This is a genomic window from Rhizobium anhuiense bv. trifolii (genome assembly GCF_024346605.1).
Classification (GTDB): domain Bacteria; phylum Pseudomonadota; class Alphaproteobacteria; order Rhizobiales; family Rhizobiaceae; genus Rhizobium; species Rhizobium anhuiense.
This window is the reverse complement of the sequence record NZ_CP098803.1, coordinates 798,351-821,224: the sequence shown is the minus strand read 5'-3', so window position 1 is coordinate 821,224 and position 22,874 is coordinate 798,351. Positions and strand designations below refer to the sequence as shown.

At 62.3% G+C, this 22,874-nt stretch carries 21 protein-coding genes and 1 pseudogene; 15 read left to right on the top strand and 7 right to left on the bottom strand.

The window, feature by feature from the left end:
* Positions 1-2 precede the first annotated feature (2 nt).
* Positions 3-1,493 carry an MDR family MFS transporter gene (locus NE851_RS12630; RefSeq protein ID WP_254960762.1) on the top strand — a complete coding sequence of 497 codons (1,491 nt, stop codon included), beginning with the start codon at positions 3-5 and terminating at the stop codon, positions 1,491-1,493.
* Between the two features lie 153 nt (positions 1,494-1,646).
* Here the strand turns inward: NE851_RS12630 and NE851_RS12625 are convergent, their stop codons facing one another.
* Positions 1,647-2,024, bottom strand: a complete 378-nt coding sequence (locus NE851_RS12625; RefSeq protein ID WP_097543251.1) for a nuclear transport factor 2 family protein — start codon at positions 2,022-2,024, stop codon at positions 1,647-1,649.
* 127 nt (positions 2,025-2,151) lie between these two features.
* Between NE851_RS12625 and NE851_RS12620 the strand changes: the two genes are divergently transcribed.
* Entirely contained in the window at positions 2,152-2,613 is a 462-nt protein-coding gene (locus NE851_RS12620; protein WP_254960760.1) for a MarR family winged helix-turn-helix transcriptional regulator, read from the top strand.
* A gap of 22 nt (positions 2,614-2,635) precedes the next feature.
* Here the strand turns inward: NE851_RS12620 and NE851_RS12615 are convergent, their stop codons facing one another.
* Both NE851_RS12615 and NE851_RS12610 read right to left on the bottom strand, forming a co-directional pair.
* A complete protein-coding gene (locus NE851_RS12615; protein ID WP_254960758.1) occupies positions 2,636-4,633 on the bottom strand; it encodes an ABC transporter ATP-binding protein/permease in 1,998 nt (665 codons plus the stop codon).
* Positions 4,634-4,699: 66 nt separating this feature from the next.
* Positions 4,700-5,665: a GlxA family transcriptional regulator gene (locus NE851_RS12610; protein ID WP_097543248.1), complete on the bottom strand. Its 966-nt coding sequence runs from the start codon at positions 5,663-5,665 to the stop codon at positions 4,700-4,702.
* 74 nt (positions 5,666-5,739) lie between these two features.
* Between NE851_RS12610 and NE851_RS12605 the strand changes: the two genes are divergently transcribed.
* Complete coding sequence (locus NE851_RS12605) at positions 5,740-6,417, top strand: DJ-1/PfpI family protein (RefSeq protein WP_254960756.1); 678 nt, start codon at positions 5,740-5,742, stop codon at positions 6,415-6,417.
* An 82-nt stretch (positions 6,418-6,499) separates the two neighbouring features.
* On the opposite strand, the gene NE851_RS12600 is transcribed toward NE851_RS12605, so the two are convergent.
* A complete protein-coding gene (locus tag NE851_RS12600) occupies positions 6,500-7,399 on the bottom strand; it encodes a GntR family transcriptional regulator (RefSeq protein WP_047617273.1) in 900 nt (299 codons plus the stop codon).
* Positions 7,400-7,739: 340 nt separating this feature from the next.
* Here NE851_RS12600 and NE851_RS12595 point away from each other — a divergent pair, with 340 nt between their 5' ends.
* From NE851_RS12595 to NE851_RS12565, 7 genes are all read left to right on the top strand, one after another.
* Positions 7,740-9,242: a UxaA family hydrolase gene (locus NE851_RS12595; protein WP_048338246.1), complete on the top strand. Its 1,503-nt coding sequence runs from the start codon at positions 7,740-7,742 to the stop codon at positions 9,240-9,242.
* Positions 9,243-9,336: 94 nt separating this feature from the next.
* A complete protein-coding gene (locus NE851_RS12590) occupies positions 9,337-10,356 on the top strand; it encodes an aldo/keto reductase (RefSeq protein WP_063474858.1) in 1,020 nt (339 codons plus the stop codon).
* A 9-nt stretch (positions 10,357-10,365) separates the two neighbouring features.
* Positions 10,366-10,812, top strand: a complete 447-nt coding sequence (locus tag NE851_RS12585) for an RbsD/FucU family protein (protein WP_048338244.1) — start codon at positions 10,366-10,368, stop codon at positions 10,810-10,812.
* Positions 10,813-11,020: 208 nt separating this feature from the next.
* Positions 11,021-12,010 carry an ABC transporter substrate-binding protein gene (locus NE851_RS12580; protein ID WP_048338243.1) on the top strand — a complete coding sequence of 330 codons (990 nt, stop codon included), beginning with the start codon at positions 11,021-11,023 and terminating at the stop codon, positions 12,008-12,010.
* 104 nt (positions 12,011-12,114) lie between these two features.
* The gene (locus NE851_RS12575; RefSeq protein ID WP_254960751.1) at positions 12,115-13,668 is read left to right on the top strand and encodes a sugar ABC transporter ATP-binding protein; all 1,554 of its coding nucleotides are present in this window, start codon (positions 12,115-12,117) and stop codon (positions 13,666-13,668) included.
* A 27-nt stretch (positions 13,669-13,695) separates the two neighbouring features.
* A complete protein-coding gene (locus NE851_RS12570) occupies positions 13,696-14,670 on the top strand; it encodes an ABC transporter permease (RefSeq protein WP_028757718.1) in 975 nt (324 codons plus the stop codon).
* Between the two features lie 63 nt (positions 14,671-14,733).
* On the top strand, positions 14,734-15,753 hold the full coding sequence (locus NE851_RS12565) for a zinc-binding alcohol dehydrogenase family protein (RefSeq protein ID WP_183903734.1): 1,020 nt from the start codon (positions 14,734-14,736) through the stop codon (positions 15,751-15,753).
* Between the two features lie 159 nt (positions 15,754-15,912).
* Here NE851_RS12565 and NE851_RS35350 read toward each other — a convergent pair.
* Positions 15,913-15,996 (bottom strand): annotated as a pseudogene (locus tag NE851_RS35350) (copper homeostasis protein CutC); the annotation flags it as partial.
* Between the two features lie 126 nt (positions 15,997-16,122).
* On the opposite strand from NE851_RS35350, the gene NE851_RS12560 reads away from it, so the two are divergent.
* A complete protein-coding gene (locus tag NE851_RS12560; RefSeq protein WP_047617082.1) occupies positions 16,123-16,500 on the top strand; it encodes a hypothetical protein in 378 nt (125 codons plus the stop codon).
* A gap of 71 nt (positions 16,501-16,571) precedes the next feature.
* Here NE851_RS12560 and NE851_RS12555 read toward each other — a convergent pair whose 3' ends face one another.
* Positions 16,572-17,297: a copper homeostasis protein CutC gene (locus tag NE851_RS12555; RefSeq protein WP_127430995.1), complete on the bottom strand. Its 726-nt coding sequence runs from the start codon at positions 17,295-17,297 to the stop codon at positions 16,572-16,574.
* Positions 17,294-18,538, bottom strand: coding sequence for a LysR family transcriptional regulator (locus NE851_RS12550; RefSeq protein ID WP_047617085.1), 1,245 nt, complete (start codon positions 18,536-18,538; stop codon positions 17,294-17,296). Before NE851_RS12550 ends, NE851_RS12555 begins: the two co-directional genes overlap by 4 nt.
* 420 nt (positions 18,539-18,958) lie before the next feature.
* Here NE851_RS12550 and osmF point away from each other — a divergent pair, with 420 nt between their 5' ends.
* From osmF to NE851_RS12530, 4 genes are all read left to right on the top strand, one after another.
* Positions 18,959-19,867 carry a glycine betaine ABC transporter substrate-binding protein OsmF gene (gene osmF / locus NE851_RS12545; protein WP_028756619.1) on the top strand — a complete coding sequence of 303 codons (909 nt, stop codon included), beginning with the start codon at positions 18,959-18,961 and terminating at the stop codon, positions 19,865-19,867.
* 86 nt (positions 19,868-19,953) lie between these two features.
* The gene (locus NE851_RS12540; protein WP_063474757.1) at positions 19,954-21,120 is read left to right on the top strand and encodes an ABC transporter permease; all 1,167 of its coding nucleotides are present in this window, start codon (positions 19,954-19,956) and stop codon (positions 21,118-21,120) included.
* Positions 21,117-22,061: an ABC transporter ATP-binding protein gene (locus NE851_RS12535; RefSeq protein ID WP_168332436.1), complete on the top strand. Its 945-nt coding sequence runs from the start codon at positions 21,117-21,119 to the stop codon at positions 22,059-22,061. The genes NE851_RS12540 and NE851_RS12535 overlap by 4 nt, the downstream gene beginning before the upstream one ends.
* Entirely contained in the window at positions 22,058-22,807 is a 750-nt protein-coding gene (locus NE851_RS12530) for an ABC transporter permease (protein WP_028756622.1), read from the top strand. The genes NE851_RS12535 and NE851_RS12530 overlap by 4 nt, the downstream gene beginning before the upstream one ends.
* The last annotated feature ends 67 nt before the right edge of the window (positions 22,808-22,874 follow it).

The following is a 22,874-nucleotide window of genomic DNA, read 5'->3' as shown; positions in this document are numbered from 1 at the left end:
TCATGTCGAATGCAGCGCAACGCTCGAACCGCGTGCTTATCGTCGCCACCATCATGCTCGCGACCTTCATGGTGGCGATCGAGGCGACGATTGTGGCGACCGCGATGCCGCGCATCGTCGGGCAGCTCGGCGGCTTTTCCTATTACAGCTGGGTGTTTTCGGCCTTCCTGCTGGCGCAGTCGACGACCACTGTTATCTACGGCAAGCTTTCCGACATTTTCGGGCGCAAGCCGGTGCTGATCGGCGGCATCCTGATCTTCCTCGTCGGCTCGCTGCTTTGCGGGTTTGCCTGGTCGATGATGTCGCTGGTGCTGTTCCGGCTGCTGCAGGGGCTCGGCGCCGGCGCCATCCAGCCGGTGACGATGACGATCATCGGCGATCTCTTCAAGCTCGAGGAACGCGGCCGCGTGCAGGGCGCGATGGCGACCGTCTGGGCGACCTCGGCCGTCGTCGGGCCGCTGGCCGGCGGCATTATCGTCGACAACATCTCCTGGGCCTGGATCTTCTGGATCAACCTGCCGATCGGCGTCATCTCGATCATCGCCTTCATGATCTTCCTGAAGGAGGATGTGGCGCACAAGCAGGCAAAAATCGATTACCTCGGATCGGTGCTGTTTTCGATATCGATTGTCGCACTGCTCGTCATGCTGACGGAAACCGATGCCAGCGCCTGGATTCTGATTTCGCTTTTTTCCGTCTTCGTGGTCACGGGCCTTCTCTTTCTCGCCCAGGAGAAGCGGGCGCCAGAGCCGATCATTTCGATCCCGCTCTGGAGCCGAAGGCTGATCGCAACCAGCAATGCGGCGACGCTGCTGGCCGGCATGGCGCTGATCGGGCTTTCGACCATCCTGCCGATCTATGTGCAGGGCGTCCTCGGCCGCTCGCCGATCGTTGCAGGCTTCACACTCACCATGCTGGTTGTCGGCTGGCCCCTGTCGGTGATGCTCTCCAGCCGCTTCTACAAGGCCTTCGGCATCCGCCGCACCTTGCGTGTCGGCAGCCTGCTGTTTCCGTTCGGCGCCTGTTTTCTTCTGTTCCTGACACCGGAGAGTTCGCCTGTTATTGCCGGCGCCGGTTCCTTCTTCATGGGCTTCGGCATGGGTCTCATCAGCCTCACCAGCATCGTGCTGGTGCAGGACAGCGTCGAATGGTCGATGCGCGGCAGCGCCACGGCCTCGATCATCTTTGCCCGCAGTCTCGGCAATACGCTCGGCGCCACCGTGCTCGGCGCCATCCTCAATGCCGGCATCAACCATTATGCGAGCGGCGAGGCGGCGGCGGGCCTGCACGAGGCGCTGAACCAGCCGACCGGGCTTTCGGCGCTCGCCGCCGATCCGGCCATCCGCGCCGTCTTCAATGCGGCGCTACACTGGAGCTTCTGGGGCGTGGTCGTCGTCGCGGTGCTGACCTTCTTCACCACCTGGCTGATCCCGGTCGGGCCCGGCCGGAAGCGCGAGGGGGCGGCCGTCGCAAGCGAGGCGGCTTCGCATTGAGCGGTTCGGCTTTCACGGAAGGGCTCCGGTAAAACCGCTTCGCACGTCTCCTGAATCTCGTTGTCGACGAGATTATCTCGAAATGCAGAGGTGATCTTCCGGACATGTCGGCCGCACCGCGCCCGGAGCGGTCACCACCTCCGGCATAGTTCCTTACAGGGCATCCCGGATATCGAAGCGGACGATCTTGTCGCCTTCGATGCGGAAGATATGCGTGACGGTCTTGTCCTTCAGGCCATGGCTTTGCCCTTCCAGCGGCCGGCCATCGAGGTCAAAGACCGACTGGATCACCTCGACAGCCACAGTGCCATCGTCCGTTTCCGCAAATGCGACCGGCTCGACATGTGGACTGATGACAGCCCATTGACGTGTCCAATAGTCGCGCACGGCCTCACGGCCATGAACATGGCCGCCATCCATGCCGTTCGCCCAGGCGACATCGTCGGAAAGGACGGCGAGGACAGCGTCGATGTCCCTGGCGTTGAAGCCGGCATAGACGCGCTTGAGCATTTCGACGTCATTGTTGGACATGTCATTTCCTCAATGGAGATTGAAAGATCAGCTCGGCGGCATCAAACGATATTGCCGAATGCCGCGCATCAATATACATATGTACGTATATATCTTATGGTCAAGCGCAGGCAAGAGGTCAAGCGGAATGGATGAAGACGTGCTTTCGACGCCGGGGCATCTCATCAGTCTTGCGGCGCGCGGATTTGCGCGCTTGAGCGAAACACGCCTCAAACCGCTCGGATTCGGTGTCGGCCAATTGCCTGTGCTGGTGGCGCTGCAAGATGGCACAGCAAGCACGCAGCGCGATCTCGCCCGCTTTGCCAGGGTCGAGCAACCGCCGATGGCGCAGATGCTCGCCCGCATGGAGCGGGATGGCTTGATCGAGCGGACACGCGACCCGGCTGATGGCCGCAGCAGCCGCATCGTGCTGGCCAAGGCTGCGCGGGACGGCATGCCGGAGGCGATTGCGGCCTTGTTCCAGGGGAATGAAGAGGCATTGGCCGGGTTCACCGACGCGGAAGCAGGACAACTTGTCAGTCTGCTCAAGCGGCTGATCGACAATCTGGATCAGATTGCCAACGCAGAGTCCGCGTCAGGCGATTGCTGAGTTTTGGCCAGGCGGAGAATTTCTATTCTGGGACGGTGCCGTCCTTATTCGAACTCGTGCCGTCTTTCAGCACGGAGGGGTTCTTCAAAACCCGCACAAGCAGATTCGGTTTTCGCCTGCGCGGGATGAGATCGATATCGCTGACAAGCTTTGCGCCGCCCTTGCGCCGCTCGAGCGTGATCTTGCGGCTATGGAAGGCTTCCAGCTCAGCCCGATGCGCGACGCTGATGATGGTCACGTCGGGCAATTCATCGATCACCATATGCATCATCTTATCCTGGCTCTTCTCATCGAGTGCCGAGGTTGCTTCATCCAGCACGATGATATCGGGATGGTGGAGCAGCAGGCGCGCAAAGGCGAGACGCTGCTTTTCGCCGCCCGACAGCGTCTGGTCCCAGGGCGCCTCTTCCTCGATCTTGTCGTTGAGATAATCGAGCCCGACCTTTTCGAGGGCCGCCTTGACCTGATCCAGCGTCCAGCTGTCGGCGGCGCCGGGATAGGCGACGGCGCGGCGAAGCGTGCCGGACGGGATATAGGGTCGTTGCGGCAGCATGAACAATCGTCTGTCGGCATGGAAATTGACGCTGCCGCTTCCCCACGGCCAGAGACCTGAGATCGCCCGCACCAGCGTGCTCTTGCCGGACCCGGATTCGCCGGCCACAAGCACCCGTTCGCCGGGCTCGATCTCGACGCGCGTTTCCGTGACCACGGCGGTGCCATCGTCAAGCGATACGGAGAGATCGTTGAGGCTGAGCATCACCTCGCCTTCGGTTTCACCATGCTTGATGCGCCCGAGCGAGTCGCTCTGTTCGGCGCGCTCCAGCCCGTCGAGCGACATCATCAGCGAGGCGATGCGCCGTGCACAGGCGTTCCAATCGGCAAGACGCGGATAGTTATCAACAAGCCAACCGAACGCGCCCTGAACGATGGCGAAGGCAGAGGCGGCCTGCATGACCTGTCCCAGCGTCATGCTGCCTTCGAGAAATTTTGGCGCGCACAGCAGGACCGGGACGACTGGCGCAATCAGCATGGATCCATGCGACACAAGCGTCGTGCGCATGTGCTGGCGGGCAAGGAGCGCCCATTGCCTGAGCACATTGGCGAAGGTCTTATCGAGGTCATTACGCTCCTCCTCTTCGCCGCCGAGCAAGGCGATGCTCTCGCCGTTTTCCCGCACATGGGTCAGCGTGTAGCGAAACTCGGCTTCTGCTTGATTTTTCGCCTCGGAGACGTGGACGAAATAGCGGCCGATGACCGCCATCGAGCTGGAGGTGATCGCGGCGTAAAGGACCGCAGTGATGACGAGAAAGCCGGGAATGGTGACGGTCCAACCCGCGATCGGCAGAGTGAGAGCCCCGCCGATCGTCCAGAGCACGACGATGAAGGTCGAGGCCGCCAGAAATGCGGAAATGACACCGGCGATGAAATCGACGGGTGCTTCGGTGGCAATCCGCAAATCCTCGGAAATGCGCGCTTCGGGGTTCTTGTGGTCGCCACCGATGAGATTCAACTGATAATAACGGCCGTTTGCGAGCCAGCGCGCGATGACTGCGCTTGTCAGCCAGGAACGCCACCGACGCTGGATCATCATGCGAACGGCGACTTGTACAGTGACAATAGCCACAGTTCCAAGCACGAGCGGCACGAATACAGCGCTCAGGAAATAGACGGTGCCGGCATCGTGCCGCTCTATGGCGTCGAATATCCCGCGGTTCCACAGATTGATTCCGTACTGGAAGCCGACATTCATGCCGATCAGGGCCAATAGCCCGATCGAGAAGGGCCAAGCGAACTTGTCGCCATCGCGGCTCCAGTAACGGCGCGCGCTGATCCAGAAACGTTTCAGCAAATAGCGCTTGCGCGCCTGCTCGGTCTCTTCAGGCGTTAGCTCCGGATCGGGTTGGATGGCATCTGGCGGCAGCGCAACTTCGACAGTCGATGCCTTCTCCTGGCCCGACTTCTCGGCACCGTCCGGCTCGGTGCCGTCGACCGATTTCGGTTTCAATTTAGCGTCGGTCATGTCAGCGATAACGGCTTACAAATCAAAAGGTTTCATGATGCCGGCACCGAGGATGGCATCCGGCGTCTACCCGGCAAAACGCTCGCGGTAGGCTTTCGGACTGGTACCAAAGTGGCGCAGGAAGGCCCTTCTCATGGTTTCCTCCGATCCGAAGCCACAACGCCTGGAGACCCGGGCAACAGACTGGCCTTCATCCAGCAAGCGTCGGGCGGTTTCGATCCTGATGTCTTCGATCGCCCGGGCCGGCGTCAGCCCTGTTACCTGCCGATAATGCCGCGAAAAACTGCGCGAGCTCATGTTGACCCGCGCGGCAAGAGCCGCCAGCGGCAATGGGCGGCTCAAGTTTTCCATGATCCATGCGTGCAGTTGGTCGAAACGCCCGTCATTTTCCTGCAGTGAGAGGGCCGTGCTGAATTGCGACTGTCCGCCCGGCCGCTTCAGAAAAACCACCAACTGCCTCCCGACAGCGAGCGCCGCCTTCCGACCCAGGTCGATCTCGATGAGCGCCAAGGCAAGGTCGATGCCCGCTGTCACGCCGGCGGATGTCCACATGTCGCCATCACTAACAAAAATGGGGTCAGGATCGAGGCGCACCAACGGAAAGCGTTTTGTGAATTCAGCGCAACGCTGCCAGTGCGTGACGACACGCCGTCCGTCGAGCAATCCTGCTGTCGCCAGCAAAAATGCACCGCTGCAAACGGAAGCGGTGCGCCGCGCCGCCTTTGAGCGGCCTCTGACCCATTCCACCAGATCGCGGTTTTCACAAGCCGCATTGACACCCCAGCCTCCCGCCACGACGAGCGTGTCCAGCGGCGCATCCGGCGACGGCAACGGGGAGGCTGCCAAGGCGAGACCCGACGATGTTCTCACCTGAGCGCATTGCGCCACCACGACAGTCTCATAGGGCCTCGCTTTGTCAGCAAGCGCAGCCAGATCGTTTGCCGTTGCAAAGACCTGCAAAGGGCCTGCCACATCAAGAAGCTGGCTGTCGGGGAAGGTCAGGATTTCGATACGGCGAGGGTTATTTGGCATGAACGGAGGGATGATTGGCAAACACGCCAATCATTGCTCCACTAGGATTGGGAAAGTCAATCAGGAGTTTCCCCATGCCTCTTTCTTTCGGAATCCTCGTCTTCCCCGATGTTCAGCAACTCGACCTCACCGGCCCTTACGAGGTTTTCGCCTCGGCTGAAGGCACAGAGGTTCATCTGATCTGGAAGGATTTGCGGCCCGTTCTGGCCTCTACCCGGCTGTCTTTGACGCCGACCACGACCTTTGCGGAATGCCCGCCACTCGACGTTCTCTGCATTCCGGGCGGAAGCGGTATCAACGCATTGTTGCTCGACGAGATGGTGCTCGCTTTTGTTCGGGAGCGGGCGGCGAAGGCGCGCTACGTCACGTCTGTCTGCACGGGCGCGCTGGTGCTGGGGGCGGCGGGGTTGCTCAAGGGAAAACGCGCGACGACCCACTGGAATGCGCTCGATTTCCTGCCGCGCTTTGGCGCCACGCCCGTCGAGGAGCGAGTGGTACAGGATGGCAACCTGATCACCGCAGGCGGTGTCACCTCGGGCATCGATTTCGGACTATCCGTGATTGGCGAGCTTCTGGGGCAGACAGAAGCCGAAACGGTCCAGCTCGCTCTGGAATATGCTCCCGCACCACCATTTTCTTCCGGCACGCCGAAGGAAGCCTCAGCAAAAGTGCTGGGAGATACGAGGCAGCGCCTTTCCGCATCGCGCGCCGCGCGCGAGAAGATATTGTCGCAATTGCCGGGAGATATTTGAAAGGGAATTGAGCAGCTGAAGGCGCCGGCCGGTTTTTGCAGGCACCCAATGCGGCACTTTTCCCGGAATAACTCTCCCCACCTCACGCAGTTTCACTGGCAATCTGCGGCAGGGATTGCAGCAGGGTCTGGCGGGCGGAGTGCAGATGCGCGCGGCAGGCGGTTTCGATTGCCGCCTGGTCGCCGGATTCCAGGGCTGCGATATAATCCAGATGTTCGTGGATGGCGCGTTCGTTGCGCTGGCGGGCGGCGGTCTTGTTCCACTGGTAGTGATAGTGGAAAACGATGGCGATCGCGTCGTAGAAATCGGCGATGAAGCGGTTTTTCGAGGCGCGATGGATCAACAGGTGGAAGCGCTCGTCGAGGACGGAGAAGTCCTTGAAACGCTGGTTGATGTCGGCCAGCATGGCGTGATGTTCGTCGCGCATGGCGGCGAGATCGATCCAGGCCTGGTGGTCGCGCGGAAGCCGGCCGAATTCGGCGGCGGAGTGCAGCTCGAACATCTCGCGCACATCTGCGAGTTCGAGGGCGAATTCGCGGGTGAAGCCCTTGAGCGTCCAGTGGCTGTTCGGCCGTTTCTCGATGAGGCCGAAGCGGGAGAAGCGGATCAGGAATTCGCGCACGCTTGTTGTGCCGGTGCCGATCTCCCGGGCTAGCTCCAATTCGTTGATCTGCATGCCGGGTGCTGCATCATCGGCAAGGATGCGCTGCATGAAGCTGCGCTCGATGATGTCGTGCAGGGAATCGGTTTCTTCCGAGGGAAAGAGGTCGCGGTCCGTCGGCTGGCGCAGCACGATCTTCTGGCGCTTGTTCCAGCGGATGATGCCTTCTTCGCTGAGCCGCGTCAGGATGGCGCGCGCCGTCGAGCGGCTGACGCCGAGCTGGGCGGCGATCTCCGGCTCCGAGGGCAGTGCGGTATCCGTGCGCAAGGCTGCAGCATACCTGTTGTAGGCTTCCTTGAAGACCGTATTCTGCCGTGCCACCAGACCCCGCTTTCCGCCCTCGTGAGCGCCTTCCCGCTTCACAGCAGGACAGAGCGGACCGGGGCTTGTTCAAACGACCTTTAGCTTATTTCCGGTCGCCTGCGGCTCATTGCCTCCCTCGTCCACAGGATCAATATTCCCGTTGACTTGAAAATGTTTATTGTAGATAAAAAACAAAATCAATGCGCATTCGCCGATGCAGCGAGTGTTTCCTTAGAACAGGATGATTTTAGGCCGGGTCGGCCAAAAATCTGAATCCTATTCTAAATTAAAGAGTTAGAGCATGATGTCGTCCGAAAACCGCTCACAGTTTTCGGCATCATGCTCTGGGGAGAATAAATTGGACAAACTGCCTTGGATCATCCTTTCGGCCGGAGACAATGTCGCGGTCGCAACGGCGGCAATCGCGCCGGGTTCGACGGTTGCCGGCATCGAAGCCCGTCAGAAGATCGACCCCGGCCACAAGGTGGCGATAGCGGATATTCCGCTCGGGTCGCCCGTGGTGAAATACGGACAGGCGATCGGCCGCACCACTGAAGAGGTCAGGGCCGGCGACCATGTGCACAGCCACAACCTGCATTTCGAAAACGACCGGCTGGCGGCGACCGCCAATTCGGCGCCGGAGACGGCGACGGCCGACGACAAGGCGCGCACCTTCATGGGTTACCGCCGCGCCGACGGGCGGGCGGCGACCCGCAACTATATCGGCATCATCGCCAGCGTGAACTGTTCCACCACGGTCTGCCGGGCGATCGCCGACGAGGCGAACCGGACGATCTTGCCGCATTATGAGGGCATCGACGGTTTCGTGCCGATCGTGCATGACCAGGGCTGCGGCATGAGTTCGACCGGCGACGGCATGAACGTGCTGCACCGGACGCTCGCCGGCTATACCAGGCATGTGAATTTCGGCGGCGTGCTGATGATCGGCCTCGGCTGCGAGGTCAACCAGCTGACGCTGTACGGCCAGAGCGGTGCGGGCGCTTCGAAGCGGCATTTCAACATTCAGGATGCCGGCGGTTCCCGCCGCGCGGTCGAGCGGGCCATGGGCATGCTGCGCGAGATCGCTGCCGATGTCGGCAAGGAAAAGCGCGTGCCGATGTCGGTGAGCGAGATCATCATCGGCCTGCAATGCGGCGGCTCGGACGGCTTTTCCGGCATCACCGCCAATCCGGCGCTCGGTGTCGCAGCCGATCTGCTGGCGGCGGCCGGCGGCACGGCGATCCTGTCGGAGACTTCGGAAATCTATGGTGCGGAGCACCTTTTGCGCAGCCGCGCCGTCAGCGACGAGGTGGCAAAGAAGCTGGACGAGAAAATCGCCTGGTGGGAGGATTATGTCGCTCTGCACGGCGCCTCGCTCGACAACAACCCGTCGCCCGGCAACAAGCGCGGCGGGTTGACCACCATTCTGGAGAAGTCACTCGGCGCGGTTGCCAAGGGTGGGCGCTCGCCGCTGACGGCGGTCTATGGTTATGCCGAGCGGGTCACGGCCCCCGGGCTCGTCTTCATGGACACCCCCGGCTACGACCCGGTCTCGGCGACCGGCCAGGTGGCCGGCGGGGCGAATATGATCGCCTTTACCACGGGCCGCGGCAGCTGCTTCGGCTGCCGGCCGGCACCGTCCCTGAAGCTTTCCAGCAATTCGGCGCTCTATGCGTCGATGGAAGAGGACATGGACATCGATTGCGGCACCATCGCCACCGGCGACGCGACGATCAGCGGCAAGGGCCGCGAAATCTTCGACCTTATCGTCGATACGGCTTCGGGCAAGAAGACCAAGAGCGAGCTCTTCGGCTACGGCGATAACGAATTCGTGCCCTGGCATCTGGGCGCAACGCTCTAGCTTTTTGTTTTACGCAAACCCTTGGAAAACCGCTTCACACTTTTCCCGGGATTGCTCCGGATAGACAGTTTCAGCTTCTTCGCGAGGAGGAATGATGAAGACGAGAAAGATCGGCAAGACCAAGCTGGAGGTGACCGAAATCAGTTTCGGCGCGGCAGCTCTCGGCGGTCTCTACCGTGCCTGCCCGCGCGAGCAGGCGATGGAGACGCTGCAGGCGGCCTGGGATAGCGGCATCCGCTATTTCGACGTCGCGCCCTGGTATGGGCTGGGTCTCGCCGAACGGCGTGTCGGCGATTTCCTGCGCGACCAGCCGGATGGCAGCTACGTGCTTTCCACCAAGGTCGGCCGGCTGCTGCGGCCGGTGCCGACCGGCACCGTGCCTGATTACAGCTATGTCGATCCGCTCTCCTTCGATGCCGATTACGACTATTCCTATGACGGCATCATGCGCTCGGTCGAATTCAGCTATGCGCGCCTCGGCCTCAACCGCATCGACATTCTCTATGTGCACGATATCGGCGTCTATACGCATGGTGCGGCGAAGAATGCGGTCCACCAGAAGCAGTTTCTCGATTCCGGCGTGAAGGCGCTGGAGGAACTCAAATCCTCGGGCGCGATCTCCGCCTTCGGCCTCGGCGTCAACGAAGTGCCCGTCTGCCTCGACGTCATGCGCCATGCCGATCTCGACTGCATCCTGCTTGCCGGCCGCTATACGCTGCTCGACCGTTCGGCCGTTGCCGAACTCCTGCCGCTCTGCCGGCAGAAGGGCACGTCGCTCGTCGTCGGCGGCGTCTTCAATTCCGGCATTCTCGCCACCGGCCCGGTGCCGGGCTCGCATTTCGATTATATGCCGGCAACCGACGATGTGCTTGCCAAGGTCGGCGCCATGGAGGCGATCGCCAAAAGCCATGGGGTGCCGCTCGCGGCTCCCGCCCTGCAGTTTCCGCTGCGCGATCCGGTCGTCGCATCGGTGCTGATCGGCACGGCCAAGGCTTCGAGCCTGACGCGCAACATGGAGATCGTCGAGCCGCGGCTTGCCGACGAGATCTACGGGGAATTCGAGCCCTATACGCTGGTCGCGCCGCCGCTCGGCGCCGAAGCGGTGCGGGTCTGAGGAGACATTATGCTCAAGGGTATTCATCCATTGCTCGGCCCCGACCTGCTTCATGCGCTGAAGACGATGGGACATGGTGACGACATCGTCATAGCGGACGCCAATTTTCCCTCGGGCTCGATGGGCCCGCCCGTCATTCGCGCCGACGGCGTCAGCGCCACTGACATGGCCGAGGCGATCCTCACCCACATGCCGCTCGATACTTTCGTGCCGGAAACGGCGTGGCGGATGGAAGTGGTGGGCGATCCCGATGCGATGCCCGAAGTCTGCGCCGAGTTCCAGCAGATCGTGTCCAGGCGTGCCGGCGATTTCCGCATCGTGCCGGTGGAGCGCTTTGCCTTCTACGCGATGGCCCGCAAGGCCACCTATATCGTCGCGACGACGGAATTCCGGCTGTACGGTAACCTGATTTTGAAAAAGGGTGTCGTCCATCCGCATGAGGTTGATCTGGCCTGAACCCTATTTTAGGGTATCGTACTATTGGAATAAAATCAGTTGCTTGGGCGGAGTTTAGCAAAGCAAAAAAGCCAGATTGACGCACTTGCAATTTGATTGCGCCTCGGCTAGCTTCTCCCTGCAAATGTTTTTTATCGATAAAAATCGTCCGCCTGCGTTCAGCGGCCGATTTATTCGGAGGAGAACGCACCCTGAGAGGAGAACCCTTATGAGTATCGTGAAATCCCTTCTGTCCCGTCGCGCCTTTACGGCGCTTGCGGGTGCCGCGGTCATCGCCACGGCGATGCCGGCAACGTCGTTTGCCGCCGACGTGACGATCCCGATCATCGTCAAGGACACGACGTCCTTCTACTGGCAGATCGTTCTGGCCGGCGCGCGCAAGGCTGGCAAGGATCTCGGCGTCAACGTGCCGGAACTCGGCGCACAGGCCGAATCCGACGTCAACGGCCAGATCAGCATTCTGGAGAATGCTGTTGCCGGCAAGCCGGCCGCCGTCGTCATTTCGCCGACCGAATTCAAGGCGCTCGGCAAGCCGATCGATGAAGCCGCCAAGTCGGTTCCGATCATCGGCATTGACTCCGCTGCCGACTCCAAGGCGTTCAAGTCGTTCCTGACGACCGACAACGTTCAGGGCGGCCGCATCGCCGCCGACGGTCTTGCCGCCGCCATCAAGGGCGCCACCGGCAAGGAAGAGGGCGAAATCGTCATCCTCACCAATCTTCCGGGCGTCGGCTCGCTGGAACAGCGCCGCGAAGGCTTCCTGGATCAGGTGAAGACCAAGTATCCCGGCCTGAAGGTGATTGCCGACAAGTACGGCGACGGCCAGGCAACGACCGGCCTCAACATGATGACCGACCTGATCACGGCAAACCCGAACCTCGTCGGCATCTTCGCCTCGAACCTGATCATGGCGCAGGGCGTCGGCCAGGCGATTGCTGAAAACAAGCTCGGCGACAAGATCAAGGTCATCGGCTTCGACAGCGACGACAAGACGGTCGGCTTCCTCAAGGATGGTGCGATTGCCGGCCTCGTCGTTCAGGACCCCTACCGCATGGGTTATGACGGCGTGAAGACCGCTCTTGCCGTCTCCAAGGGCGAGAAGGTCGAAGCCAATGTCGACACCGGCGCAAACCTCGTCACCAAGGCGAATATGGCCGATCCGAAGATCGACGCGCTGCTGAACCCGAAGATCAAGTAACAAAGACAGACAGGCCGCGCCGGCTTCAAAAACCGGCGCGGCCTTTTCCATCCATGGTATGGTTACCGGGGGTGGAGCAGACGTGACACAAGGAGGAGAGGTCCATGATCGGACTGGAAGAGGTCAGTCATCGCCATGATGACAGCGCGACGCTGAAAGAAGCCAATCGAATTCCCGCCGGATCGCCTATCCTCGAACTCAAGGGCCTGCAGAAGAATTACGGTCATGTGCAGGCGCTGAAGCCAGCGACGCTGACCTTCCTCGCCGGTGAAATCCACGCCATCGTCGGCGAAAACGGCGCCGGCAAATCCACCCTGATCAAATTGCTGACCGGCGTCATCACCCGCACGGCCGGCGAAGTGCTGTGGTGCGGCCAGCCGGTGGGGCTGTCGACGCCGAACGAGGCGATCGCCCGCGGCATCAACGCCGTCCATCAGGAAGTCGTGCTCTGCCGGCACCTGACGGTCGCCGCCAATCTCTTCCTCGGCGACGAGGTCAACCGCTACGGCCTGATGCGCAAGAAGCAGATGGAGAAGATGGCGCAGGCCGTGCTCGACGATCTCGGCTTCGGCCTGCCGGCCGGTGCGCTGCTGAGCTCGCTGACGATCGGCCAGCAGCAGCTGGTGGCAACGGCGCGCGCGGCGATGCGCGGCACGCAGTTCCTGATCTTCGACGAACCCACCGCCTATCTCACCCGCCAGGAATCGGCGCAGCTCTTCAAGCTGATCCGCCGCCTGCAGGGCGAAGGCGTCACCATCGTCTATATCAGCCACCGCATGGAGGAAGTCTTCGAACTTGCCGACCGTGTCTCGGTGCTGCGCGACGGCACGCATGTCGGCACGCGCCTGATCGGCGAGACCAACGATGCCGAGCTGATCGCGCTGATGATCAACCGCTCGATCGAACAGATCTACCACAAGGAAGAGATTGCGATCGGCGAGACGATCCTTGCCGTCAACGGCCTTTCCGGTCCGGGTTTCGAAGACGTGTCGCTCAGCGTCAAGGCGGGCCAGATCGTCGGGCTCTACGGCCTGATCGGCGCCGGGCGCAGCGAATTCGCGCTCGGACTCTATGGACGCCAGCCGACGACTTCAGGCGAAATCCAGTGGATGGGCAAGCGCGTCGACATCAAGAACGAACGCACCGCCATGGAGCTCGGCATTGCGCTGGCGCCGGAAAGCCGGCGCGACCAAGGGCTCTGCCTCAACCTGCCGATCGGCCTCAACATCAACCTGCCGGTGTTCGGACGGCTGAGCCACGGACCTGTGATCAACCATGCGCGCGAGTCGGCCAATGCCGACAAGCAGATCCGCGATCTCAGCATCAAGACGCCGAGCCGGCGCGTTCCGGCCTCCAGCATGTCGGGCGGCAACCAGCAGAAGATCGTCATCGGCAAATGGCTGAGCCATGGCGCCCGGCTCTTCATCTTCGACGAACCGACTGTCGGCGTCGACGTCGGCACCAAGGCGGAAATCTACCGGCTCTTCGCCAAGCTTCTGAAGGACGGCGCGGGCATCATCCTGATCTCCTCCTACCTGCCCGAAGTCTACGAACTGGCCGACCGGCTGCACGTCTTCCGCGCCGGCAAGATCGTCGCCAGCCATGATTTCCACGCGGCGACGCATGAAGAAGTGCTCAGCGAAGCGATCGGCGTCTGAGCCAAAAGAATAAGAGGGAGAAAATTCATGACTGCCACCCCCACTGAGATCGTCGCACCGCCGCCGCGCCGGAAAATGAACATCCTGTTCGGCCTGACGCTGATCGGCCTGCTGATCTTCCTCTGGATCGTGCTCGGCGTCGTCACCCCGAGCTTCTGGACGCCGCTCAACATTTCGAACCTGCTGCGTCAGGGCGCGATGACGGCGATCCTCGCACTCGGACAGACCTTCGTCATCATCACCGCCGGCATCGACCTTTCCGTCGGCGCCATCGTCGGCTTCTGCACCGTCATCATCGCCTGGCTGCTGCAGGCCGGCGTGCCGCTCTGGGGGGCGATCGCGCTGACGCTCGCCATCGGCGTGGCGATCGGCGCCTTCCATGGCTTCGGCATCGTCCATATGGGCCTGCCGCCGTTCATCATCACGCTGGCAACCCTGACATCGCTGCGCGGCATCGGCCTGCTGATCACCAACGGTTCGACGATCAACATCACCAATGAGGGCTTCAGCAATTTCGCCCGCGCCGATCTGCTCAGTATTCCGAGCCTGTTCTGGATGGTCATCCTGGTGGCGGTCCCCTCCTTCATCTTCCTGCATCTCAGCCGTTGGGGCCGCTATCTCTTCGCGGTCGGTTCGAACGCCGAGGCGGCGCGCCTTTCCGGCGTCAACGTCAAGGGCATGATCTATCTTGCCTATATCCTCTCGGCCTCCTTCGCCGCCTTCGTCGGCGTGCTGCTCGCCTCGCGCATCGCCATCGGCAATGCGACACAGGCCGACGGCTGGGAACTGCAGGCGATTGCCTCCTCCGTCATCGGCGGCACCAGCCTGTTCGGCGCGGTCGGCTCGGTGCACGGCCCGCTGATCGGCGCTTTCATTCTCGCCACCATCAACAACGGCGCGAACCTTCTGAACGTCAATTCCTTCTGGCAGCGCATCATCACCGGTCTGCTGATCATCGTGATCGTGTTCTTCGACCAGCTGCGCCGCCGCCGGAGCAATTGAGCGACATGAGACAGCCGGCTTGAACGAGCCGGCTTCTTCCATTCAAGGAATGCGAGACCCGTCATGAAAGCAGTTCTTTGCCGGGAGCCCGGCGTGCTCGATATCGTCGAGCGTCCTTCGCCAGCGGCTCCCGCCGCCGGCTGGGTGCGGCTTGCCGTCAGCCATGTCGGCATCTGCGGCACCGACTACCATATTTTCGAGGGCAAACATCCCTTCCTCGAATATCCCCGGGTGATGGGGCATGAGATCTCGGCGACGGTGCTGGAAGCCGGCGACGGCGTGGCGATCGCGGTCGGCACGCCCGTCATCGTCAATCCCTATCTCTCCTGCGGGCAATGTATCGCCTGCCGTCAGGGCAAGCCAAATTGCTGCACCAACATCAAAGTGCTCGGAGTCCATACCGACGGCGCCTTCTGCGAGGAGATTTCGGTTCCATCGGGCAATCTCTATCCCGCCAAGGGCCTGAGCCTCGAGGCGGCGGCAACGACCGAGTTCCTGGCAATCGGCGCCCATGCGGTGCGCCGTTCGATGACCGGCCCCGGTGCGCGGGCGCTCGTCATCGGCGCCGGGCCGATCGGGCTCGGGGCGGCGATCTTCTCGCGCATCGCAGGGCATGAGGTGACGCTGCTCGATACCAGCACCGAGCGGCTGCAGATGGCCTCGGAGCGCTTCGGCTTCACCTCCGGCATCGTTGCCAACGAGGCGGCAGCGGAGAGCGTTCGCGCCAAAACCAACGGCGACGGTTTCGACGTGGTCTTCGATGCGACGGGTTACGGCCCTTCGATGGAAAAGGCCTTCTCCTTCGTCGCTCATGGCGGCGCGCTGGTGCTGGTCAGCGTCGTCAAGGACGATATCCGCTTCTCCGATCCCGAATTCCACAAGCGCGAGATGATGGTGATCGGCAGCCGCAACGCCACCCGCGTCGATTTCGAGCATGTCGCGGATTCGATCGCCAAAGGCCTGGTGCCGGTGGAGAAACTCATCACCCACCGCACGACGCTTGCCGACGCGCCGCGCGATCTCGCCCGCTGGGCGCATGAGAAGAATGGGTTGATCAAGGCGGTGATCAGTATCGGGGGTTAGGCAGCGTCGGAAAAGTCCTGCAGAATTAGGCGATTATTTTGTCATGTTCGCCGTACTTGCTGCTTAGGTTCCCCCCACACTCGTCATCCTCGGCCTTGAGCGGAGGATGACGAAACGGGGTGCAATCGACAAAATGGGGGCCCCTGTCCCCATGCGCCGTTATCCCGCGGCCGCCTCGATCGCCCTGCGCATCTCCCTCACAACGGCGACATCCGTTTTGTTGGTACTCTTCGCCTCCAACCGGCGCGCAAGATGTCGCGCAACATTTCTCAATCAAAAAGCACACAGACGAATACGGAAGTGTCCATAAGTGGGGCCGCCGGATAGCCGGCAGATCTTCGTCGATTGAGTGATGGAAAGGGTCGAGCGATGAAAATGCGAATTGCTTCCTTGGCAATGGCTGCGGCGCTGACAATGCCACTTACGGTGCCGGCCCGCGCGCAGGTGGTCATCCAGGAAGGCCAAGGATCGGAGTTCTATTCCGATCCCGACGATAACCAGACGGAAACGGATTTTCTGCAGCGATGGAATCGCCACCACGACCAGCGAAGCGGATGGCGCTCGGGTCGGGACAATTTCGGGCCGGACGATGCGGTTCGCCTCCTTGAGAGACGTGGTTACCGCGTCAGAGATGTGAAGGACGTGGGTGAACGATATCTGATCCGAGCATGGCGAGACGGGGACGATCTCCTGGTGAGCGTCTCCCGCAGGGGCGATATCATGGGCGTCGTGCACGATCGCGAGTGATGGGCCGTCTTTGCTGTCCCTCACGCCGATGGGATGAAGGGCTGTCTCGATGCTGGCGCGGGCTACAAATTCTAACCTACCGCCTCGATCGCCCTGCGCATCTCCCTCACAACCGCGACATCCGTCTTGTTCGTGCTTTTCGCCTCAAACCCGAAGGCCACCGCGCGCGGATCGGCGCTTTCGACCGGTGAACTGCAGGAGCCGTGGACCTCGCGGGCGCCGGTCGCCTGCAGGATCTCCCCGACATTTGCCGGGCGGATGCCGCTGCCGGGCATGATCGAGATGCGGCCGGCAGCCTTGGCCGAAATGCGCTTCAGCGTCTCGAGGCCGTCGGTGGCCTTCAGCGCGCAGCCGGAGGTCAGGATGCGTTCGCAGCCGAGTTCGACCGCCTGCTCCAACGCCTGATCGGCATCCGGCACCAGATCGAAAGCGCGGTGCAGCGTCGAGCCGAGGCCGGCCGCATGTGCCTTCAAGCGGTGGATCAGCGGCATGTCGAGCGTCCCGTCCGGCCGGTTGGCGCCGATGACGACGCCGGCGAGGCCCGCTGTGCGCACCGCATCGATATCGATCATCATCGCTTCTTCGTCCGCCTTGTCGAAGATGAAGGGACCGGCATGCGGGCGGATCATCGCATAGACCGGAATGGGCGCGCGGGCGGCGATCCGCATCAGGCTCGGCAGCGGCGTCAGCCCGCCGAGCTCCAGCGCCGAGCAGAGTTCGATGCGGCCGGCGCCGCCTTCGATCGCGCTGGCAAGGCCTTCGGCGCTGTCGACGCACACTTCGAGCAAGATGGTCACGCTACAGTCTCCCTGGCTCCGGCGTCCGCCTGCCTTTTGGTTTGCGCGACGGTTTCCGACGTAATTCTCGCCGCCGCCTCGATGATGACGGTGCAGGCATCGGCGGCGGCTTTGCGATGGTTGAAAGCGACGTGATAGGACATCGGCAGGTGCACGTCGAGATCGACGATGCGCACCTTGTCGGCGATCGGCAGGGCGCTGACCCGGCCGAGGAAGGAGACATAGCCGTGATTGGCGACGAGGTCGACGATCACAGGCAGCGAATCCGCCGCGGTAATATCCTGGCCGCGCAGGCGCCGGTTGGGCGCGCGCTCGTAGCTGAAGGCCATGGCCGCATGGCCGAGACCGGTGCGTGGGCTCGGCATGCAGATCGCATGGCCGGCGACGAGATCGGCGACGCTCATCTCGGTGCTGTCAGGTGGCGCGATCACCACCATGTCGGTCTGCAGCAATTCGCGATGCCGGAAACTTTCGAGGCCGAAGACCGAGTCCAGGATCGCCACGTCGATGCGACCGTTCTTCAGCGCCTCGCGCAGATCGTCGGCGGTCATCGACACCAGCGAGATCGTATTGTTGTTGCGACGGGCATTCCATTCGGAGACCAGCACGCCCAGGCAGCGCGCCACCCAGCTTTCCGAGCCGGTCGGGATGATCGAGCCGATGCGCAGCGATCGGGCTGTGCGTCGGTAACGCTCGTCGGCGGACGATTTCAGGTCGTTCCATGCCTGGCTGATCGCCATGAAAATCTGATAGGCGCGCCTGCCCTCTTCCGTCAGCACCGAGCCCTGCGCCTGCCGCTCGAACAGCCGAGCACCCAGAAATTTCTCAAGATTGGCAAGCTGCAGCGAAAGCTGCGGCTGACCCAAGCGAAGCCGGCGGGCGGCCCGGTTGATGCTGCCCTGGTCGGCCACTTCCAAAAAACGCTCCATGGTGACGATCTTGACGGGGATGCGGGATGCCCAGGTCTCGCAGGCCTCGGCGGCGCCGTCATGGCCGGTCAGTTGGCCGAGCTCGGCAATCGCAGCCATGATCGGCTCCAGCCCTTCCAGCACCCTGCCGCTCGCAATCAGCGTCACCAGCTCGCCAGAGGCGCGCTCGGTCAGTTTTATCGCCAGTTCGGTCTCGAGATTATGGATTGCGGTGGAGACAGTGGAGGGTGACAGCTGGAAGCGGCGCGCGGTCTCGCGCACCGAGCCGGATGTCAGGACATGGCTTGCAATGAACAGGGCACCAAGATGCAATGGCCACCTCCGGAAAGCGCTGGAAAAACCGGACGATATGATGTGTTCATGAAAAAAGATATCCCTGCCTCAGAATAGGCGGGCTATCGTTTCCGTCATAATAAATCCGGGCGCCGGGAAACCGTGAAAGAGCACCGGAGCATCGTGGAAACACGCAAGGGGACAAAAACAAATCGCGCCGGCCTTGGAAAAGGGAATGCGTTTCCGCGCGTGGAGGTGCATTCGCCGCCATAATCGTGCCGCGACCGCAAATACTGGAGGGGGCTTGCATCGATTTTTCGGGTGGGCACGCTATTTCCATGACGCACGCAATTCCGGCATGATGGCGGCCTTGTCGCCCTCGCCGGCGGATTTTCTGCGCACAAGCCTTCCGCCAAGGGCTTGAGCCCCATTCAACGGTGTTAACACAGGGGATATTCCATGCTGAAGAAACTCGCACTTGCCGTCTCGCTCTCCGCCTTCGCGGTGGGTGCGGCCCAGGCCGCCGACGTCGTCGTCTCGTCGAAGATCGACACCGAAGGCACGCTGCTCGGCAACGTCATCGCGCTCGCGCTCGAAGCCAACGGCATCAAGACGCAGGACCGCATCGCGCTCGGCGCGACACCGGTCGTGCGCAAGGCGATCACCGCCGGCGAAATCGACATCTATCCGGAATATACCGGCAATGCCGGCTTCTTCTTCAATAAGGCGGATGACGCCGCCTGGAAGAACATCGACCAGGGCTATGAGCTGGCGAAGAAGCTCGATTACGACGCCAACAAGATCGTCTGGCTGACGCCGTCGCCTGCCAACAATACCTGGGCGCTCGCCGTGCGCAATGATGTCGCCCAACCGAACAAGCTGAAGAGCCTGACGGACTTCGGCAAATGGGTTGCCGGCGGCGGTGCCGCCAAACTTGCCGCCTCCGCCGAATTCGTCAATTCGGCCGGTGCGCTTCCCGCCTTCCAGACGACCTACGGCTTCCAGCTGAAGCCCGACCAAACGGTCGTTCTCTCCGGCGGCGATACGGCGGCGACGATCAAGGCGGCCGCCGACCAGACGAACGGCGTCAACACCGCCATGGTCTACGGCACCGACGGCGCGATCGAAGCGGCCGAACTCACCGTTCTCGAAGACGACAAGAACGTGCAGCAGGTCTATGCGCCGACGCCGATCATCCGCGAAGAGGTGCTGAAGGCCAATCCGAAGATCGAAGAGGTGCTTTCGCCGATCTTCAAGAGCCTGACCGCCGACGAATTGCGCAAGCTCAACGCCAAGATCCAGGTCGACGGCGAGCCGGCAAAGTCCGTCGCCGAAGCCTATCTGAAGGAAAAAGGCTTCCTGAAATAGTCATCGCTCGCTCCGCCCGACTTTCGGGCGGAGCCTCCCTTTGCTGATAGGATTGAGCGGACAGGTTGGCAGACAGGGTTGAATTGATGGAAGAAACCTCAGCGGTCCGCAGGCTGGACCGGCTCGGCGTGGTTCTGGTGGCCGGCGGCATTGCGGCGACGGCCCTGATGCCCTTCATCTATGTGAAGGCCAACCGTATCGCCGCCGGCAAGCCGATGCTGCTCACGCAGCTTCTTCCCCAGCCTTCCGTCATCATCCTGACCGCGCTTCTCCTTCTCACCGCTTTCGCCGCGCTGCTGCTCACCAACGCGCTGGCCCGGCTTATGGTCGCGACGCTCTGCCTTGCGGCGCTGATCGTTGCGATCGGCCTCGTCTCGGCAGCGGCGACGCCGCCCGGCAGCACGGTGGCGCGGATGACGCCCGGCGGCGGTTTCTGGGTGCTGTTTGCCGTGATCGGGCTCGTGATATCAGATGCGCTTGTCAAAATCCGGCTGGCGCCGTGGATGCGGGTCGCAGCCCTTGCGGCCTATACGGCGCTGCTGTTCCTCTCGCTCACGTCAGGCCTGCTCGACAGCCTTTCGATCATGAAGGAATTTTCCACACGGGCTGCGCAATTCGAGACCGAGGCGATTTCGCATCTGCTGCTGGCCTTCGGCTCGCTCGCCATCGCCATCATTCTCGGCCTGCCGCTCGGCATCCTCTGCTTCTGGGTGCCGAAGCTGCGGGCCATCGTGCTGCAGGGGCTGAGCCTCATCCAGACGATCCCGAGTCTGGCGCTCTTCGGCCTGCTGATGCTGCCGCTCGGTTATCTCGCCACCCATGTGCCGCTGGCCGCTGCCGTCGGCATCCGCGGCATCGGCACGGCGCCGGCATTGATCGCACTGGTGCTCTATTCGCTGCTGCCGATCGTCGCCAACACCGTCGTCGGCCTGCAGGGCGTCGACCCCGCGGTACGCGACGCGGCCGCCGGCATGGGACTTACGCGCTTGCAGATCCTGACCCGCATCGACATGCCGCTCGCCTTCCCCGTCATCCTCACCGGCATCCGCATCGTGCTGGTGCAGGCGATCGGCATGGTGACGATCGCCGCGCTGATCGGCGGCGGCGGCTTCGGCATCTTCATCTTCCAGGGGCTCGGCCAGACGGCCATGGACCTCGTCCTGCTCGGCGCCGTGCCGACCGTCTTCTTCGCTTTCTCATCGGCCGTCATCCTCGATGCGGTCATCGACAGCATCCGGGGATCCGCCGCATGAGCATGATCGAGATCAGGAACGTCACCAAGCGCTACGGCACGGCCACCGTCGTCGACGACGTCTCGATGAAGGTCGAGAAGGGTGAGATCACCGTCATCGTCGGCACCTCGGGCTCGGGCAAATCGACGCTGATGCGGATGATCAACCGGTTGGTGCCGATCACCGAAGGTCAGATCTTCGTCGGCGGGCAGAATGTCATGGACGTTGAGGTGACCGAGCTGCGCCGCAAGATCGGCTATGCCATCCAGGGCCACGGCCTGTTTCCGCACCGCACCGTGGCGCAGAATATCGCCACCGTCCCGCAGCTTCTCGATTGGGATTCCGCCCGCATCGCCAAACGGGTCGAGGAACTGCTCGGGCTTTTCAACCTCGATCCGGCGACCTTTGCCGACAAATACCCGCACCAGCTTTCCGGCGGCCAGCAGCAGCGTGTCGGCGTCGCCCGGGCGCTGGCGGCCGAGCCGGAACTGCTGTTGATGGACGAACCCTTCGGGGCGCTCGACCCGGTCATCCGCGGCAAGGCGCAGGACGATCTGCTGGCGATCCAGAAGCAGTTCGGCACGACGATCATTCTCGTCACCCACGACATGGACGAGGCCTTCCATCTCGGCAACCAGATCGCTGTCATGAGCCAGGGCCGACTGCTGCAATGCTCGACCCCGGAAAAGATCCTCACCGAGCCGGCCGATCCCTTCGTGCAGCAATTGACCGGCACCTCCGACCGGGCGCTGAAGCTGATGTCGCTGCTGCCGCTCAAGGAAAGCATGGCGCCGGCGAAAAGCGGTCTCGCCTATGCCCTGCCGCAGTCGCTCAGCCTGCGCGATGCGCTGGCCGAAATGATCTGGCAGGGGGTCGACGAGGCGGCCGTTGAGAACGGCGAGAAGGCGCCTGTCGGGTCGATTTCGATGAGCCGGCTTCTCGAACTGGGCCGCAAGGCATGAAACTCCTCGTCGCCAATCTCTTCCGCCTGGCGGCGCTCGCCCTGCTCTTGATCCTGCTGTTCAGGACGGAGTGGCTTTCCTTCCTGCTCACGCCGTTGACCAACAACAATGCGCCCGCCGTCTACACGCAGAACAGCCTTGCCTCGCTGGCCGTCGGCCATCTGCAGCTGGTGATCGGCTCGATTGTCTGCAGCGCCGTGCTTGCCGTTGTCGGCGGCATTTTCGTGACGCGGGAAAGCGGGGCTGACTTCCTGCCGCTGTCGCGCGCCATCGCCAATGCGGGGCAGACCTTTCCGCCGGTCGCGGTGCTGGCGCTCGCCGTTCCCGCCACCGGCTTCGGCGCCATGCCGACGCTGATTGCGCTCTTTCTCTACGGCCTGCTGCCGATCTTCGAAAACACCGTCGCCGGCTTGAAGCAGGTTTCGCCGCAGGTGCTCGATGCCGCCGACGGCATGGGCATGAACGGCACGCAGCGGCTGTTTCGCGTCGAGCTGCCGCTTGCCCTGCCGCTGATCCTCGAAGGGCTGAAGGTGGCGACCGTGATCAATATCGGCACGGCGACGATCGGCTCGACGGTTGCGGCAAAGGGTCTCGGCGAGGTGATCATCGCCGGGCTGATTTCCGACAATACCGCCTTCATTCTGCAGGGCGGCCTGATCGTCGGCCTGATGGCGGTGCTGATCTATGACGCCATGGGCCTCGTCGAAGCGGCGATCACCCGAAGAATCGGCTTGCGCCCGGCGTAAAAGGACGGGTACCAAGTGCCACAGCGTCCTTTGCGCGTCTGAAAAGACGCGCGGCGCTGTCGTGGAA